The 16,595-nt window shown below is 66.0% G+C and carries 15 protein-coding genes; 7 read left to right on the forward strand and 8 right to left on the reverse strand.

Annotation, left to right across the window (positions count from 1 at the left end):
* Positions 1-4 precede the first annotated feature (4 nt).
* A complete protein-coding gene (locus ABE543_RS12465) occupies positions 5-943 on the forward strand; it encodes a carbohydrate kinase family protein (protein WP_053519641.1) in 939 nt (312 codons plus the stop codon).
* Between the two features lie 188 nt (positions 944-1,131).
* On the opposite strand, the gene ABE543_RS12470 is transcribed toward ABE543_RS12465, so the two are convergent.
* The 4 genes from ABE543_RS12470 to ubiE all read right to left on the reverse strand — a co-directional run bounded on the left by ABE543_RS12470 (position 1,132) and on the right by ubiE (position 5,513).
* Positions 1,132-1,752 carry an HAD family hydrolase gene (locus ABE543_RS12470; protein WP_346475750.1) on the reverse strand — a complete coding sequence of 207 codons (621 nt, stop codon included), beginning with the start codon at positions 1,750-1,752 and terminating at the stop codon, positions 1,132-1,134.
* Positions 1,752-2,483, reverse strand: a complete 732-nt coding sequence (locus tag ABE543_RS12475; protein ID WP_164150675.1) for a hypothetical protein — start codon at positions 2,481-2,483, stop codon at positions 1,752-1,754. Before ABE543_RS12475 ends, ABE543_RS12470 begins: the two co-directional genes overlap by 1 nt.
* Positions 2,484-2,575: 92 nt before the next feature.
* Positions 2,576-4,504, reverse strand: a complete 1,929-nt coding sequence (locus ABE543_RS12480) for a M1 family metallopeptidase (RefSeq protein ID WP_111186200.1) — start codon at positions 4,502-4,504, stop codon at positions 2,576-2,578.
* A 247-nt stretch (positions 4,505-4,751) separates the two neighbouring features.
* Positions 4,752-5,513 carry a bifunctional demethylmenaquinone methyltransferase/2-methoxy-6-polyprenyl-1,4-benzoquinol methylase UbiE gene (gene ubiE / locus ABE543_RS12485; RefSeq protein ID WP_346475751.1) on the reverse strand — a complete coding sequence of 254 codons (762 nt, stop codon included), beginning with the start codon at positions 5,511-5,513 and terminating at the stop codon, positions 4,752-4,754.
* Between the two features lie 80 nt (positions 5,514-5,593).
* Between ubiE and ABE543_RS12490 the strand changes: the two genes are divergently transcribed.
* The 5 genes from ABE543_RS12490 to ABE543_RS12510 all read left to right on the forward strand — a co-directional run bounded on the left by ABE543_RS12490 (position 5,594) and on the right by ABE543_RS12510 (position 8,154).
* Positions 5,594-6,046: a nucleoside deaminase gene (locus tag ABE543_RS12490; protein ID WP_346475752.1), complete on the forward strand. Its 453-nt coding sequence runs from the start codon at positions 5,594-5,596 to the stop codon at positions 6,044-6,046.
* Between the two features lie 197 nt (positions 6,047-6,243).
* Positions 6,244-6,504 carry a hypothetical protein gene (locus ABE543_RS12495; protein ID WP_346475753.1) on the forward strand — a complete coding sequence of 87 codons (261 nt, stop codon included), beginning with the start codon at positions 6,244-6,246 and terminating at the stop codon, positions 6,502-6,504.
* Between the two features lie 74 nt (positions 6,505-6,578).
* The gene (locus ABE543_RS12500; protein WP_111186202.1) at positions 6,579-6,905 is read left to right on the forward strand and encodes a hypothetical protein; all 327 of its coding nucleotides are present in this window, start codon (positions 6,579-6,581) and stop codon (positions 6,903-6,905) included.
* Positions 6,906-6,974: 69 nt separating this feature from the next.
* Positions 6,975-7,397: a low affinity iron permease family protein gene (locus ABE543_RS12505; protein ID WP_111186203.1), complete on the forward strand. Its 423-nt coding sequence runs from the start codon at positions 6,975-6,977 to the stop codon at positions 7,395-7,397.
* A 304-nt stretch (positions 7,398-7,701) separates the two neighbouring features.
* Complete coding sequence (locus ABE543_RS12510; protein WP_277381092.1) at positions 7,702-8,154, forward strand: transposase; 453 nt, start codon at positions 7,702-7,704, stop codon at positions 8,152-8,154.
* A 303-nt stretch (positions 8,155-8,457) separates the two neighbouring features.
* On the opposite strand, the gene smeF is transcribed toward ABE543_RS12510, so the two are convergent.
* From smeF to smeD, 3 genes are all read right to left on the reverse strand, one after another.
* Positions 8,458-9,843 carry a multidrug efflux RND transporter outer membrane subunit SmeF gene (gene smeF, locus ABE543_RS12515; protein ID WP_346475754.1) on the reverse strand — a complete coding sequence of 462 codons (1,386 nt, stop codon included), beginning with the start codon at positions 9,841-9,843 and terminating at the stop codon, positions 8,458-8,460.
* A gap of 97 nt (positions 9,844-9,940) precedes the next feature.
* Complete coding sequence (smeE, locus tag ABE543_RS12520; RefSeq protein ID WP_053520172.1) at positions 9,941-13,063, reverse strand: multidrug efflux RND transporter permease subunit SmeE; 3,123 nt, start codon at positions 13,061-13,063, stop codon at positions 9,941-9,943.
* 12 nt (positions 13,064-13,075) lie between these two features.
* Positions 13,076-14,257 carry a multidrug efflux RND transporter periplasmic adaptor subunit SmeD gene (smeD, locus tag ABE543_RS12525; protein ID WP_065175174.1) on the reverse strand — a complete coding sequence of 394 codons (1,182 nt, stop codon included), beginning with the start codon at positions 14,255-14,257 and terminating at the stop codon, positions 13,076-13,078.
* 221 nt (positions 14,258-14,478) lie between these two features.
* Here smeD and ABE543_RS12530 point away from each other — a divergent pair, with 221 nt between their 5' ends.
* Positions 14,479-15,138, forward strand: coding sequence for a TetR family transcriptional regulator (locus ABE543_RS12530; RefSeq protein WP_065175175.1), 660 nt, complete (start codon positions 14,479-14,481; stop codon positions 15,136-15,138).
* Between the two features lie 56 nt (positions 15,139-15,194).
* On the opposite strand, the gene hslU is transcribed toward ABE543_RS12530, so the two are convergent.
* A complete protein-coding gene (gene hslU / locus ABE543_RS12535) occupies positions 15,195-16,568 on the reverse strand; it encodes an ATP-dependent protease ATPase subunit HslU (RefSeq protein ID WP_346475755.1) in 1,374 nt (457 codons plus the stop codon).
* Positions 16,569-16,595: the final 27 nt, after the last annotated feature.

Below are 16,595 nucleotides of genomic sequence, written 5' to 3' on the forward strand. Positions count from 1 at the left end.
ATCGATGTCCGCTCTGATCTGTGGTTCTCTTGCCTTCGACACCATCATGGTGTTTCCGGACCAGTTCAAGAATCACATCCTGCCGGACAAGGTGCACATCCTGAACGTGTCGTTCCTGGTCCCGCGGATGCGCCGCGAGTTCGGCGGCTGCGCCGGCAACATCGCCTACAACCTGCATCTACTGGGCGGCCACCCGATCCCGATGGGCACGGTCGGCTCGGACTTCGGCCCGTACCGCGAGTACTTCGATGGCCTGGGCATCGACCTGTCGCGCGTGCGCGTGATCGATGAGCTGTTCACCCCGCAGGCCTTCATCACCACCGACCACGACAACAACCAGATCACCGCCTTCCACCCGGGCGCGATGATGCGTTCCTACGAGAACCACGTGCGTGGCGTGCCGGGCGTGACCCTGGGCCTGGTCGGCCCGGACGGCCGCGAAGGCATGATCCAGAACGCGCTGGAGTTCCACGAGGACGGCATCCCGTTCATCTTCGACCCGGGCCAGGCCATGCCGCTGTTCAACGGACCGGAGCTGCGCCAGTTCATCGAGCAGGCCGACTACGTGGTGGTCAACGACTACGAGTCGAACCTGCTGCAGGAACGCACCGGCTGGGACGAAAAGGAAATCGTCAGCCGCGTGCAGGCCTACATCACCACCCGCGGCCCGAAGGGCGCGGTCATCCACACGCCGGACAAGAGCTACGACATCCCGCCGGCGCACGAGCGCCGTGTGGTCGATCCGACCGGCTGCGGCGATGCCTTCCGCGCCGGCCTGATCTACGGCATCCAGAAAGGCTACGACTGGCTGACCATCGGCCGCATGGGCAACCTGATGGGCGCACTGAAGGTCGAGCACCCGGGCACCCAGAACCAGCGCTTCACCTTCGATGAGTTCAACGAGCAGTTCAAGCAGCAGTTCGGTTACGCGCTGGGCGCGTAAACCGAACTGCCCGCGCAGCTGCTCGGTGGGTGTCGACCTGGGTCGACACTGCCGGCCAGCGGCCGGCACTACCGGAACTTCCGACCGACACGTTGCCTGCTGTCTGTAGAGCCGAGCCCATGCTCGGCCTGCGCGCGCCAGCGCGATATGACCGCAGAGCAGCCGAGCGTGGGCTCGGCTCTACACGGTCATGCGCCCTGCCACGCTGCCAACAGGGCGCGGCAATCGGCGAAGTGCCAATCCGCGCGGCCCGGCCACGGGTTGTCAGGCAGGTTGACCAGCACGGTGTGGGTGCCGGCGGCACGGCCGCAGTCCAGATCATAGGCGTGGTCACCCACCATCACCGCCTGCGCGGCGGCAACGCCCCAGCGCCGCAGGTGCTGCTGCAGGCCATCCGGCGAGGGCTTGGGCACCGCTTCTTCGCGGCCGATGATGTCGGCATCGTCGAACAGTTCCCCGACCCCGATCGCCTCCAGCGTCAGCTTCGCCAGCGCATGGTCGTTGCGGGTCAGGATGCCCAGCCGGCAGCCAGCCGCCGCCAGCGCGCGCAGCAGCTTCACCGCGCCCGGTGCCGGCAACGCCTCCTCGGCCAGCCCGCGCTCGTGGTCCAGCAACCACTCACGCTTGGCCTGCGCCGATGCGTCAGGCAGCGCCGCGATATGGTCGAGGATGTCTTCCTCGGCGGCGATCTCCAGTGCGCGGCGGATCGCGGCGAAATCATGCACGGCCACAGTCAGCGTGCCGTCCATGTCGAACACCCAGTGCCGGATCGCGGACAACGCGTGCACTGCGCTGCCCGTCGCGATCATCACTGCCACCACGACGGCATGCGGCTTGCGTCCACGCCCCCGGTCTCGAACACCGCCGTGCGGGTGCCGCCGGCCTTGACCGGGAACTCGATGCTGATCGACTTGCCCTTGCGCGCAAGCTTCCACAGCGCCTTCTGATCGGTGATGAACAGCGCAATCGCCTCATCGGTCTGCGGCCGCCAGGCGGCCATCGACACCGGCTTGCCGTCGTCCACGGTCACCTTCACCGTACACTGCGGGCAGCGGAAATCGCCGGCCTGCAGCACCAGGTAGGCGTGCCGCTTCCACTCCGGGTGATCGCGGAACACCAGCTGCACCGGCTTGGCGCCGCTGCCATCCACGTCCACCCGTTCCTTGCTGTAGATCTGCGCCGACACCTGGTTGCCCTTGTTGCCGACCGGTATCTGGTTGTACTGCCACAGCGCCTGCATGCGGCGCAGGTCGCGCGCGGCATCGCCCTTGGCCTTGACCTCTTCGAAGCCTGCGGCGATGCGCTCGGCGGCGGCCGTGTCCTTGTACTCATCCAGCAGCGCGGCGCCATGCAGTCGCGCGCGCTCCCAGTCCTGCGCGGCGACGGCCATGTCGTACTGCCTGGCCACGTCCTCGGCCTTGGCTTCCTTCTGCGCCTGAACGGCGGCCGCGGCGGCTTCCTGCGCCTTGCGCTCTTCTTCGGGATTGCTGCAGGCGGCCAGGGCCAGGGTGCAGGCGGTGAGCAGGATCAGTCGTTTCATGGCAGAGGTCCTTCGTGTTTTTCGCATGCTTGCAAAGTCGCGCATGGCTCGACTCTACAAAAAAAGCGCCGGGCAGGGCCCGGCGCTTGTTCTTACTTGGCTTCGGCCTTGGCCAGCATGTCCTGGACCGAGGCAGTGGTGATCGGATGGTAGCCCGGCTTGGCCTTCTCGAAGGCCTGCTTGGCCAGCTCCAGCCCCTTCGGCGTTTTCACCAGTTCGGCGTAGATCGGCAGGATCAGCTTGCGACGGCCGACACGCTCGATGAATGCCGCCGCGGCCTCATTGGCCGGCTCGTAGCCGCTGCGGATGGCCAGCGGATACCAGCGCATGGCGATCTCGCCATTCGGCGTGCCCGTGAAGTGGAAGGCCTTGTCCAGCGTGGCCAGCGTGTCCAGCGGCTGGGTCGTGCCCAGGCCGTCGATGAAGCGCACCCACTCCTGGGTGCTCCAGTCAGCGATGACCTGGCTGCTGGGCACGGTGCCTGCGCTGGTGAAGGCGATGCGCGCGGTATCGACGCTGCTGAAGTTGCGCGACTGCGCCTTGGCCGCGAACGCCGGGATGCCCGGCTCGTCCAGCCATGCCTTCAGTTCGGCTTCCGTCACTGCCGACGGGTTCTTCGGCAGCAGGTTCTTCTTCAGGTACTCGACGAACTGGTCGGTATTCGCGCTCTGGAAGGCGTGGTCATCGAACCAGCCGCGCAGGAACGGATCGAAGGTCTCGCGGCCGAAGCGCTGTTCCAGGAACTCCAGGAACCAGGAACCCTTGACGTAGGCCACCTGGCTCAGGGCTTCATCGGGGTCACGCTCGTTCAGCGGCGGCAGCGCCAGCGCCTGGTCGGCGGGGCTCATGTCCTTCACTTCCGCCAGCAGATCGGTCTGGTCGATCTGCCGCTCCATTTCGGCCATCTCCTTGCCGTACAGCGCTTCGGTGATGCGGCCCTGGACGTAGGTGGTGAAGCCCTCGTTGAGCCAGATGTCCTTCCAGCTGGCGTTGGTCACCAGGTTGCCCGACCAGCTGTGCGCCAGTTCGTGGGCGACCAGCGAAACCAGCGATTTGTCGCCGACGATCACGGTCGGGGTGGCGAAGGTCAGGCGCGGGTTCTCCATGCCGCCGAACGGGAACGACGGCGGCAGCACCAGCATGTCGTAACGGCCCCAGCGGTACTCGCCGTACAGCTTCTCGGCGGCACCGATCATCTTCTCGGTGTCCTCGAATTCCTTGGCCGCCTTGCCGACCATGGTCGGTTCGGCCCAGACGCCGGAGCGGCCGGAGATCGGCTCGAACACCAGATCGCCGGCGGCGATCGCCAGCAGGTAGGACGGGATCGGCTGCGGCATCTTGAAGGTGTAGTCACCATCACGCGCGGCCTTGGGGTCGTTGTCGGCGCTCATCAGCACCATGACGTCCGGGCGCGAGACCACGTGCGCGCTGTAGGTGAAGCGCACGCTCGGGGTGTCCTGCAGCGGCACCCAGGAACGGGCATGGATGGCCTGCGACTGGCTGAACATGAAGGGCAGCTTCTTGCCTTCGGTCATCGACGGCGCCAGCCACTGCAGGCCCGAGGCGGTCGGCGCGGTGTGGTAGGTCACCTCGACCTTGGCCGGCTGCTGCGGGGCCTCGATGGTCAGCTTGCTGCCGAACACCTTGTCGGCCGCCGCCAGCTCGAACTTCAGCGGGCTGCGCGCGCCGTCAGCGGCAACGGCTTCGACCTTGGACACGGTCAGCTCGCGGGTGTCGAGCACCAGCTGCGTGGCGTCCTTCTGCTTCCATTCCAGGGTGTAGGTCGCGGTACCGCCGATCTGCTTCTGGTCGAAGTCCAGCTTCAGATCCAGCGCGATGTCCTTGATGACGACCTTGTCCGGCTCGGCGTACGAGCTTTCGTCGTGGCTGCGGTTCTCGGCGTTCACGGGAGCGGCGGGGGCCTTTTCGGCAGTCGGGGCGGCGGCGGGCGCGGCCGCCTCCTGGGAGCAGCCGGCGGCCAGGGCCACGGCCAACGGAAGGAGCATCAGCGGATTGCGCATGAATCGGGACCGTTACGGGGAGCAAACCCCAATGGTACCTCCCTCCGGCCCCGCAGGCGTTGCGCGGTGCGGGGTAAGGCGGCCAAGGCCGATCCTGCGGCGGCGCCCTGGGTAGGTGCCAACCTTGGTTGGCACGGATCCATCAACGCATGTGGCAGGCCCGTGCCGACCAAGGTCGGCACCTACCAGAGCGGATGACCGCAGCGGCCGAGTGCCAACCAAGGTTGGCACCCACCAAGGGCAAGGCTTACAGCTTGTAGCCGGAGTGGATCGACACGATGCCGCCGGTCAGGTTCTTGTAGTGGCAGCGCTCGAAACCGGCCTCGCCCATCATGGCCCTCAGCTCGTCCTGCGGCGGATGCTTGCGGATGCTCTCGGCCAGGTACTGGTAGCTGTCCGAATCATTGGCGAACAGCTTGCCCAGCTTCGGCAGGATCTTGAACGAGTGGAAGTCGTAGATCGGCTTGAACCAGTCGGCGGTGACCTCGGAGAACTCCAGCACACGCGCCTGGCCGCCGACCTTGAGCACGCGGTACATCTCGCGCAGGCCGGCATCCTTGTCGGTCACGTTGCGCAGGCCGAAGGCGATGGTGACCAGGTCGAAGCTGTTGTCCGGGAACGGCAGGGCCTCGGCATTGCACTGGACGTAGTCCAGGCCCAGCACCAGGCCGCGGTTGGTGAGGCGATCACGGCCCACCGACAGCATGCCGGCATTGATGTCGCCCAGAACCACCGAACCTTCGGCGCCGACGCGCTCCTTCAGCAGGGCGGCAATGTCGCCAGTGCCCCCCGCGAGGTCAAGCACGCGGTCACCGGGCTTCACCTGCGCGGTCGCCACGTAGTAACGCTTCCACGCCCGGTGCACGCCCAGGCTCATCAGGTCGTTCATCAGGTCGTAGTTGCGCGCGACCGAGGTGAACACCTGCCCGACCAGCTTCTGCTTGTCCTTGGCGGCGACGTCGCGGAACCCGAAATGGGTGGTACCGGATTTGTAGGGGGATTCGCTCATGTCCCGATTATCGCACCGCCAGGGCCGCTGCGGGGGAACGGCGCCTTATCATGGCAGCCCATGACCTTCCGGAGCCCCGCATGATCACCACACCTGATTACCAGGCCCTGCTGCAGACCGCCATCGCCGAAGCCCGCCAGGGCTTGGCCGAGGGCGGCGTGCCGATCGGCGCGGCGCTGTACCACAACGACGGTCGCCTGCTCGGCTGCGGCCACAACCGCCGGGTGCAGGAAGGCGATCCCTCCGTGCACGGCGAGACCGACGCCTTCCGCAAGGCCGGGCGCCAGCGTCGCTACCGCGACACGATCATGGTGACCACCCTGGCCCCGTGCTGGTACTGCTCGGGACTGGTGCGCCAGTTCAACATCGGCACCGTGGTGGTCGGCGAGTCCCGCACGTTCCAGGGCGGCATCGACTGGCTGCGCGAAAACGGCGTCAATGTGATCGACCTCGACAGCCGGGAATGCGTCGACCTGCTCGGGGGCTTCATTGCGCAATATCCCGAGATCTGGAACGAAGATATTGGCGAATGAGTGCCGTGGACTGAACGCGGCGCGCGTTTAATGAACGCTTCATCCGCGGCAGGCCCTTGTGCAGTCAGCGTCTGCGGCGTTCGATGTGACGCGCTGCGCACTCCGTCGGCACACATGCACACGCTGCGGTAACACCCCATCGCTCCGGCACGCCTACGGTGGGGTTACCGGGGCCCCCTACCCCGGCGGAGCCAGCCATGTGCGCGCACGCCGCAAGCCCCACGCCCGATCCGATTCTTGACGCAATCCGCGCCCGCCTGCGGGACCAGTATCGGCTGCACCGGCGCGGTGCGCTGTTCTGGACCGCTTACCAGGGCATGCAGCTGGAACTGGTGCGCGGCCATCCACGCGACCATGTCCGCCTGTGCAACGCGATGGCGGACATGGCTGAAGACCTCGGCGTGGCCGAGCACGCCCAACTGATCGGTGATCGCAACGCAGTTTCCACATTGCGATGACACCGCTTCCACCGGCGGGCGGGGCACACTGCGATGCCCCCCACTCCACGTCCACCCCAACCGATTGGATCGACATGCACACTGAAGTCCCCGCCATTCCCCCGGTCATCGACGTCGATGCGGAACTCGATCACTGGCGCCGCCAGCACGCCGACGGTGCGCTGCCTCATAATTCGTTTGGCTCCTACGTGCCCTGGATCAAGTTCGCCTGCGATTCGCTGATCACCCAGCCGCGCGCCAGCAACGCGCAGCGTGACGAGATGTTCCAGACCCAGTATGCGCTTCAGATCATGCCGCGGCTGAGCGAAGCACAGGCCCGCGAGTTCGTTGACCGCTGCTGGCAGCACGTCTACCAGGCCAGCCGCGTGCGCCTGCAGGACGCACCGCGGCTGCGCGCCTGAGCAGGCCTGCTGCACGCAGGCTGCACGGCCACGCGCCGATCATCACGTCATCCCAGCGGGACGACGACGATGAAAGCAAGAAACCTGTTCAATACCATCGCCAAGAAGGCCGCGGCCGCCACCGGCTCTCCGTGGACCTTTCTGGTCGCAGTAGCCATCGTGGTGGTGTGGGGCATCTCCGGCCCGGTGTTCGGCTTCAACGACACCTGGCAGCTGGTCATCAACACCGGCACCACCATCATCACCTTCCTGATGGTCTTTCTGATCCAGCACACGCAGAACGCCGATACCGCGGCGATGCAGATCAAGCTGGACGAGCTGATCCGCGCCACCGCGGAGGCCAACAACGAGCTGCTGGATCTGGAGGAACTGGACGAGCAGCGGCTGGAAGAGATCCGCGCCGAGTATGAGCGGATGGCACGCGAAGCCGGCGACGCCCTGGCCCGTGTGCGGGCCTGCCACACGGTGCGCCGTGATGACGAAGCGGTGTAGCCCTGACGACCTGCGAACACCTGATGGAAGCGCCGCCGGGTATGACCCGGCGCTACCGTAATCCACGTCGGACCATGCCCGGCGAGCGCGTAGCGCGGCCTGCGTCAGGCCCTGCGAAGGCCTGATCGAAGCGCCGCCGGATATGACCTAGCGCTACCGCAATCCACCTACAGGTAGCGCCGGGCCATGCCCGGCGAGCGCGCAGCGCGGCTCCTCAAGGTGAAGCTGCAACACGGCGGTTCCCCACGTGATTCATTGGCAATCGCTGATAAACGCATGCATCCCTCCGGCACAGACTGGCCGCATGTCCAGTCGTCACCTAACGCGCGGCCGCGATTCGCGCATCGAAGGCTACTACGTGCTCACGACCGTCGTGCGGCAACGTCGGCGTGTTTTTGCGGATCCCCGTTGTGCTGCATGCCTTGTGGATTCGCTTCGCTACGTCGAACACATGGGACTCAGCCATTCATTCGCATGGGTCGTCATGCCCGATCATCTGCATTGGCTGGTGCAACTCCGTGATGGAACACTTGCGCGCCTGATGGGAACGCTGAAATCACGCAGCAGCAGGCTGTTGGGGCAGCAATTTGGCGTGCAGACGCCGCTATGGCAGCCGAGCTACTTCGATCATGCGGTGCGCACTGAAGATGCAATCAGGCGCCATGCGCTGTACATCCTTGGCAATCCCGTTCGTGCGGGGCTGGCGGTTCAGCTGGACGAGTATCCATTCGCCTGGTGCCGCTGGTCCCTGCGGTAGTACCGAGCCTTGCGAATGTCTGGCCGAAGAGCCGCCGGGTATGACCCGGCGCTACCGGAATCCACGTCGGGCCATGCCCGGCGAGCGCGTAACGCGGCCTGCGTCAGGCCCTGCGAATGTCTGATCGAAGCGCCGCCGGGTATGACCCGGCGCTACCGCAATCCACCTCCAGGTAGCGCCGGGCCATGCCCGGCGAGCGCGCAGCGCGGCCTGCGTCAGACTTTGCGAACGCCTGATCGAAGCGCCGCCGGGTATGACCCGGCGCTACCAGAATCCACGCCGGGCCATGCCCGGCGCGTCCCGTCAGCTGCGTTCGTGCCAGCCGCCGCCCAGCACCTTGTACAGGGTGATGCGGTTGGCCTGCTGGGCCAGTTGCGCCTGCAGCCGCGTCTGCTGCGCGCTGTAGGCCGTACGACGCGCGTCGAGCAGGCTGACGAAGCTGTCCAGGCCGGCGTCATAGCGTGCCTGCGACAGCCGGTTGGCCTGCTCGGCCGCGTCGACCAGACGCTGCTGGGCGCTGACCTGCTCATCCAGGCTTACGTTCATCGCCAACGCATCCGCCGCTTCGCGGAAGCCGTTCTGGATCGCCTTCTCGTACTGCGCCAGTGCAATGTCACGATCTGCATTGGCGATGTCGAGATTGGCACGCAAACGGCCGCCCTGGAAGATCGGCAGGGTGATCTTCGGCAGGAAGCTCCACACGCGCGTGCCGCTGTCGAAGAGGTTCGACAGTTCATTCGATCCGCTGCCGATGCTGCCTGTCAGCGAAATGCTCGGGAAGAACGCTGCGCGGGCAGCGCCGATGTTGGCGTTGGCGGCCAGCAACTGATGTTCGGCCGCCATGATGTCCGGGCGCAGCAGCAGCACGTCGCTGGGCAGGCCGGCCGGTGGTGGGGCCAGTGCCAGCAACTGCGGCTCGATGCCATCCGGCAGCAGAGCCGGGTCGACCTGGCCACCGGCCAGCAGCGCCAGGGCATTGCGGTCCTGCGCGAGCTGGCCGCGCAGGCGTGCGGCATCGGTGCGCGCGGTTTCGACCAGGGTGCGGGTCTGGGTCAGTTCAAGTGCTGAACTGCCGCCACGTTCATGGCGTGCTTCTGCCAGGCGCAGCGAATCCTCATAGGTCTTCAGCGTCGCTTCGGCGATCTTCAGCTGCTGGCTGTCGGCGCCGTAGGTCAGCCACGCCGTTGCCGTCTCGGCCACCAGGCTCAGCTGTGCATTACGGCGGTTGGCGGCGATGGCAAAGTACTGCTGCAGGGCTGCTTCGCTGAGGTTGCGCACGCGGCCGAACAGGTCCAGCTCGAATTCGGCCACACCGACGCCGGCAGTGAACTGCTCGGTGACTCCCGCATCCGTACCTGTGCGCTCCATCTGCCCGGTGAAGGCCACACCCGGCACCCGGTCGGCGCGCTGCACCCGGTACTGGCCGCGTGCGCGCTCGACATTGAGCACGGCCACACGCAGGTCGCGGTTGTTGTCCAGCGCCTGGCCGATCACCTGCTGCAGGCGTGGATCGGTGAAGAAGTCACGCCAGCCCAGCGTGGCCACATCGGCAACCTGGCCCTGCGTGGCCTCTGCCGGCCACTGCGCAGGAATCGCCGGGGCAACGGCCGTGTCCTTCGGCGCGAGGGTGGAGCAGCCGGCGACCGTGAGCACGGCGGCCAGGGATACAGCAAGAGAAGAGAATTTCATGGCGACACCTTGGGGGTCACGGTGGTAGCGCCGGGCCGTTCCCGGCAGCTACGTGGTAAGGCATCCGCCGGGCATGGCCCGGCGCTGCCGGATTCCATCACTCGGCGGTCCTGCGTTTGAACACGCGCTGCACCACCACGAAGAACAGCGGCACGAAGAACACGCCCAGCGCGGTGCCGACGATCATGCCGCCCAGCACGCCGATGCCGATGGCCTGCTTGGCGCCGGAACCGGCACCGGTGGAGATCGCCAGCGGCACCACGCCCATGCCGAATGCAAGCGAGGTCATCACGATGGGACGCAGGCGATCGCGCACGGCATGCATGATCGATTCGATCAGGCCGGCCCCCTTCTCCAGGTTTTCCTTGGCGAACTCGACGATCAGGATCGCGTTCTTGCTGGTCAGGCCCACCGTGGTCAGCATTGCCACCTGGAAGTAGATGTCGCGCTCCAGGCCCTTGAAGGTGTTGGCCAGCACCGCGCCGAGGATACCCAGCGGGGCGGCCAGCAGCACGGCGGTCGGAACACTCCAGCTTTCGTACATCGCGGCCAGGCACAGGAACACGATCATCAGCGATAGCGTGTACAGCAGCGGGGTCTGCGAGCCGGCCTGGCGTTCCTGATAGGACATCGCGGTCCACTCGATGCCGAAGCCCGCCGGCAGCTGCTTGGCCAGCTGCTCGATCTCCGCCATGGCGTCACCGGAGGCGACTCCCGGGGCCGGTTCGCCCTGGATTTCCATTGCCGACACGCCGTTGTAGCGCTCCAGGCGCGGCGAGCCGTAATCCCAGTGCTTGCTGGCGAAGGCGCTGAACGGAACCATCTCGCCCTTGTCGTTCTTCACCGACCAGAGATCGAAGTCCTCCGGTACCATGCGGAACGGCTGGTCGGCCTGCACGAACACGCGCTTGACGCGGCCACGATCGACGAAATCATCGATGTAGGCGCTGCCCCATGCGGTGGCCAGGGTGGTATTGACCTGGGCGATCGACAGCCCCAGCGACGTTGCCTTGGCCACGTCGATGTCGATGCGGAACTGCGGCGTGTCTTCCTGGCCGTTCGGGCGGACGTTGGCCAGCTTCTTGCTGCCGGCCGCCAGGCCGAGCAGCTGGTCACGCGCGGCCACCAGCGCATCGTGGCCCTGGCCGCTGTTGTCCTTCAGGAAGAAGGTGTAGCCCGAAGCAGTGCCCAGCTCCGGGATCGCCGGCGGCGGGAAGGCGAAGATGAAGGCGTCCTTGATCCCACCCAGCGCAGCCATGGCGCGGCCGGTGATCGGCATCACGCCGTTGTCGGCGTCACGCTCGCTCCAGTCCTTCAGCTTGACGAAGGCCATGCCCGCGTTCTGGCCCATGCCGGCGAAGCTGAAGCCCTGCACCGAGAACACCGACTCGACCGCCGCCTTCTCGTTCTCCAGGAAGTGGTTCTCCAGTGCCGCGATCGATTCCAGGGTACGTTCCTGGGTGGCGCCGACCGGGGCCTGCACCAGCGCCATCAGCACGCCCTGGTCTTCATTGGGCAGGAACGAGCTGGGCAGGCGCACGAACAGAACCGCCATCAGTACGAACAGCGCGGCGACGATGCCCATGAAACGCCACGGACGGTTCAGGATGCCGCGTACACCACGCTGGTAGCTTTCGCTGGTGCGGTCGAAACCCCGGTTGAAGCCGTTGAAGAAGCGACCGGCCAGGCCGCGGTGGGCGACATGATGCTCGCCCTTCTTCAGCGGCTTGAGCAGCGTGGCGCACAGCGCCGGGGTCAGTACGATCGCGACCAGCACCGACAGCGCCATCGCCGAAACGATCGTGGCCGAGAACTGCCGGTAGATCACGCCGGTGGAGCCACTCATGAAGGCCATCGGCACGAAGACGGCCGACAGCACCAGGCCGATGCCGACCAGTGCACCGGTGATCTGGCCCATCGACTTGCGGGTGGCCTCCAGCGGCGACAGGCCCTCCTCGGACATGATGCGCTCGACGTTCTCCACCACCACGATGGCGTCGTCCACCAACAGGCCGATCGCCAGCACCATCGCGAACATGGTCAGCATATTCACCGAGAAGCCGAGCATCGCCAGTACGCCGAACGTGCCCAGCAGCACCACCGGCACGGCGATGGTCGGGATCAGGGTGGCGCGGAAGTTCTGCAGGAACAGATACATCACCACGAACACCAGCACGATCGCTTCGATCAGGGTCTGCACGACGCCCTTGATCGACACGCGTACGAACGGCGTGGTGTCGTACGGAATCTCGGCCTTCAGGCCGGCCGGGAAGAAGTTCTTCAGGTCGTCCAGCGCGGCATCCACGCCGGCGGCAGTGTCGAGCGCATTGGCGCCGGTGGCCAGGGTGACGGCCAGGCCGCTGGCCGGCTGGCCGTTGTAGCGGGTGACGAAGTCGTAGGACTCCGCGCCCAGCTCGACGCGGGCGACATCACCCAGGCGCAGTTCGGCACCGTCCTGCGCGCCGCGCACGACGATGTTGCGGAACTGCTCCGGCGTCTGCAGGCGCGACTGCGCATTGATCGTGGCGTTGAGCTGCTGGCCCTTGACCGAGGGCGCGCCGCCCAGCTGGCCGATCGCCACCTGTGCGTTCTGTGCCTGGATCGCTGCGGTCACTTCCGGCACCGACAGGCCGTAGGTATGCAGCTTGTTCGGGTCCAGCCAGATGCGCATGGCGTACTTGCCGCCGAAGACCTGGATGTTGCCCACGCCCGGGACTCGGCTCAGGCGATCGACGACATTGGAGCCGACGTAATCGGCGATGTCGTTGGCATCCATGCTGCCGTCTTCGGAGACGAAGGCGATCACGTTCAGGAAGCCCGAGCTGGACTTGGCCACGTTGATGCCCTGCCGCTGCACTTCCTGCGGCAGCAGCGGCATGGCCAGCTGCAGCTTGTTCTGCACCTGCACCTGCGCGATGTCCGGATTGGTACCGCTCTCGAAGGTCAGGGTGATGGTCGCCTGGCCGTTGGCCGAGCTGTTGGAGGAGAAGTAGATCAGGCCATCAAGCCCCTTCATGTTCTGCTCGATGATCTGCGTCACCGAGTCTTCGACCACTTTGGCCGAGGCACCCGGGTAGGTGGCGCTGATTTCCACCGCCGGCGGAGCGACGTTGGGATACATCGAGACCGGCAGCTTGAACAGGGCCAGGCCGCCGGCGAGCATGATGATGATGGCGATGACCCACGCGAAGATGGGTCGATCAATGAAAAAGCGTGCCATGGAATTCTCCGCTTACTTCGCGTCGCCGGCCGGAGCCGCAGGCGGGGCAGCGGCCGGCTTGGCCGGTGCGGCGCCCTTTTCGGTGGCGTTGACCGGCATGCCGGGGCCGATCTTCTGCAGGCCTTCGACGATGACCTTGTCGCCGGGCTTCAGGCCATCCTCGACCAGCCACTTGTCGCCGATGGTGCGGCTGACCTTGACCGGGCGGACTTCGACCTTGCTGTCCTTGCCGACCACCATCGCCGTGGTGTCACCCTTGGCATCGCGGGCGATGCCCTGCATCGGCACCAGCACGGCGTCGCTGCGCACGCCGCCACCGATCACTGCGCGCACGTACATGCCCGGCATCAGCAGGCCATCGGGGTTTTCCACCTTGACCCGCAGGCCGAAGCTGCCGGTGGCTGGATCGACGCTGACTTCGGAGAACTCCAGCGTGCCCTTGTGCTCGAAAGCGCTGCCGTCTTCCAGCAGGATGCTGACCGGCGTCTGCTGGTTGTCCTGCAGGCGGCCGGCGGCCAGCTCGCGGCGCAGCTGCAGCAGCTCGGCCGAGGACTGGGTGAGGTCGACATAGATCGGATCCAGCTGCTGCACTGTGGCCAGGGCGTCGGCCTGGCCGGCGTTCACCAGCGCACCCTGGGTGACGCTGGACTTGCCGATGCGGCCGCTGATGGGCGCGGTGATGCGGGCGTAGCCCAGCGTGACGTTGGCCGAATCCAGCGAAGCCCGGGCGGCGCCGACGTCGGCCTCGGCCTGCTTCTGCGCGGCTACGGCGTTTTCCAGATCCTGCTGGCTGACCGCATCGACCTTGGCCAGCTCGGTGATGCGCTTGGCACTCAGGCGCGCGGCGTTGGCCGTGGCTTCGGCGCGGGCCAGCTGTGCGCGGGCACTGTTGGCCTGGGCGCGGTAGCTGGCGTCATCCAACTGGTACAACGGCTCGCCGGCCTTGACCATGCCGCCCTCGGTAAACAGGCGCTTGGCCACGATGCCGCTGACCTGCGGACGGACTTCGGCCACCAGGAAGGCATTGGTCCGGCCCGGCAACTCGCGGGTCAGGCCCACGGTCTCGGACTTCAGCGTGACCACGCTGACCTGGCCGGGCCCCTGTTCGGGGGCCTGGGGTTCGCCGCCACAGGCGGCCACGGTCGTGGCGATGGCCAGCGACAGCGCAAAGGGTCGGATTCGGCTCAGCAACATGGGGAAGGCTCTTGGAAGGAAGAATCTCAGCAGGCGCTGATACGGCGGACACCTCCCGGGAAAGGGTTGAGGCCTCACGTACAACGCCCACCCGGGCAGGCATGGGTGCCGGAACAGGACAGCCACGCACACGACGGGAACGATGGAGGTGAAATATACATACATGCTTGTTTGTTTGTAAACAGGTACAATTCAGCCACGTTTCACCCGTACTCGTACCCATGGCCCGCAAGACCAAAGAGGACACCCAGGCAACCCGGGAAGGCATCCTTGACGCCGCCGAAGCCTGCTTCCATGAACATGGCGTGGCCCGTACCACGCTGGAGATGATCGGTGCCCGCGCCGGCTATACCCGCGGCGCCGTGTACTGGCACTTCAAGAACAAGGGCGAGGTGCTGGCCGCGATCATCGAACGGGTGCACCTGCCTTTCATGCAGGAACTGGAGCGCACCTCCACCGAGCAGCGCGATACGCCGGTGCATGATCTGCGCGCGGTGATGATCCATTCCTTCATCGAGCTGTCCGAAGACGAGCGCCTGCGCAAGACCATGGAGATCATGCTGCGCAGCGATGCTTCGGCCGATACCAAGGTGCTGACCGAACTCCAGCAGGCCGGTTTCCGCGACGCGCTGGACCGGATGGAGCGTGCGCTGCGACGCGCGCAGGCGCTGGGCCAGCTGCGCGAAGGCGCCGACCCGAAGATCGCCGCGCGCATGCTGCACGCGACCGTGCTGGGGGTGCTGCACGGCGCGATGGTCGAGCCGGATCTGATGGATCTCCAGCGCGACGGCATGCTCGCGCTGGACATGACCCTGGCCGCCTACGTGAAGGAAGGCGTGTTCGAGCCGGGCACCGTACCTGCGCCGTTGCCGGAGGCCTGAGCGCACAGGGGTCGGATCGCTCAAACAAGAAGGCCGCCTTTCGGCGGCCTTCTGCGTTACAGGATGTAGCGGCTCAGGTCGGGATCCTGCACCAGTTCACCCAGATGCGCATCGACGTAAGCGCTGTCGATGGCCAGGGTCTCGCCATCGCGGTCAGGCGCTTCGTAGCTGAGCGAATCCAGCAGGCGCTCCAGTACCGTATGCAGGCGGCGGGCACCGATGTTCTCCTGGCGCTCGTTCACCTGGAAGGCGATCTCGGCCAGGCGGTCGATGGCGTCGGCAGTGAAGCTGACCTTGACGCCTTCGGTGGCCAGCAGCGCTTCGTACTGCTTGGTCAGCGCCGCCTTCGGCTCGGTCAGGATGCGCACGAAATCACCCTTGCTCAGCGCGCCCAGTTCCACGCGGATCGGGAAACGACCCTGCAGCTCCGGAATCAGATCGCTCGGCTTGGCCAGATGGAAGGCACCGGAAGCGATGAACAGGATATGGTCGGTCTTGATCGTGCCGTACTTGGTCGACACGTTCGAGCCTTCCACCAGCGGCAGCAGATCGCGCTGCACGCCTTCACGCGAGACGTCGCCACCACCCACGTTTTCACCGCGCTTGGCAACCTTGTCGATCTCGTCGATGAAGACGATGCCATGCTGCTCGCAGGCTTCGATCGCCGCAGTGCGGATATCGTCCTCGTTGACCAGCTTGCCGGCTTCTTCCTCCAGCAGCAGCGGGCGTGCCGCCTTGATGGTCAAGGTGCGCTTGTGCGCCTTGGCACCACCGCCGAGATTGGCGAACATGGACTTCAGCTGCTGGCCCATCTCCTCCATGCCCGGCGGCGTCATGATGTCCATGCTGACGTTGGCGGCCAGATCCAGTTCAATCTCGCGCTCGTCCAGCTCACCATTGCGCAGCATCTTGCGGAACTTGATGCGGGTTTCGTTGTCCTGTGCCGACGGCTCGTTGCGCGCCACTTCCGGGTCGAAACCGATGCCGCCGCTGCGGCGTGGCAGCAGCGCATCGAGAATGCGGTCTTCGGCACGTTCTTCGGCCTGGGTGCGCACGCGCACCTTGGCCTGCTCGCGGTACAGCTTGACCGCGGTATCGGCCAGATCGCGGATGATCTGTTCGACGTCCTTGCCGACGTAGCCGACCTCGGTGAAACGGGTCGCTTCGACCTTCACGAACGGCGCATTGGCCAGCGTGGCCAGGCGACGCGCGATCTCGGTCTTGCCGACGCCGGTCGGGCCGATCATCAGGATGTTCTTCGGCATGACCTCGTTGCGCAGCTCGGCCGGCAGCTGCATGCGGCGCCAGCGGTTGCGCAGGGCGATGGCCACGGCGCGCTTGGCGTCATGCTGGCCAACGATGTGCCGGTCCAGCTCCTGCACGATCTCGCGCGGCGTCATGGTGGCGGAGGAAACTTCGATCTTCGACATGGATGGGCTCACGAATGCGTTGTCGAT

It is taken from the genome of Stenotrophomonas sp. TWI169, assembly GCF_039674705.1.
GTDB classification, from domain to species: domain Bacteria; phylum Pseudomonadota; class Gammaproteobacteria; order Xanthomonadales; family Xanthomonadaceae; genus Stenotrophomonas; species Stenotrophomonas maltophilia_P.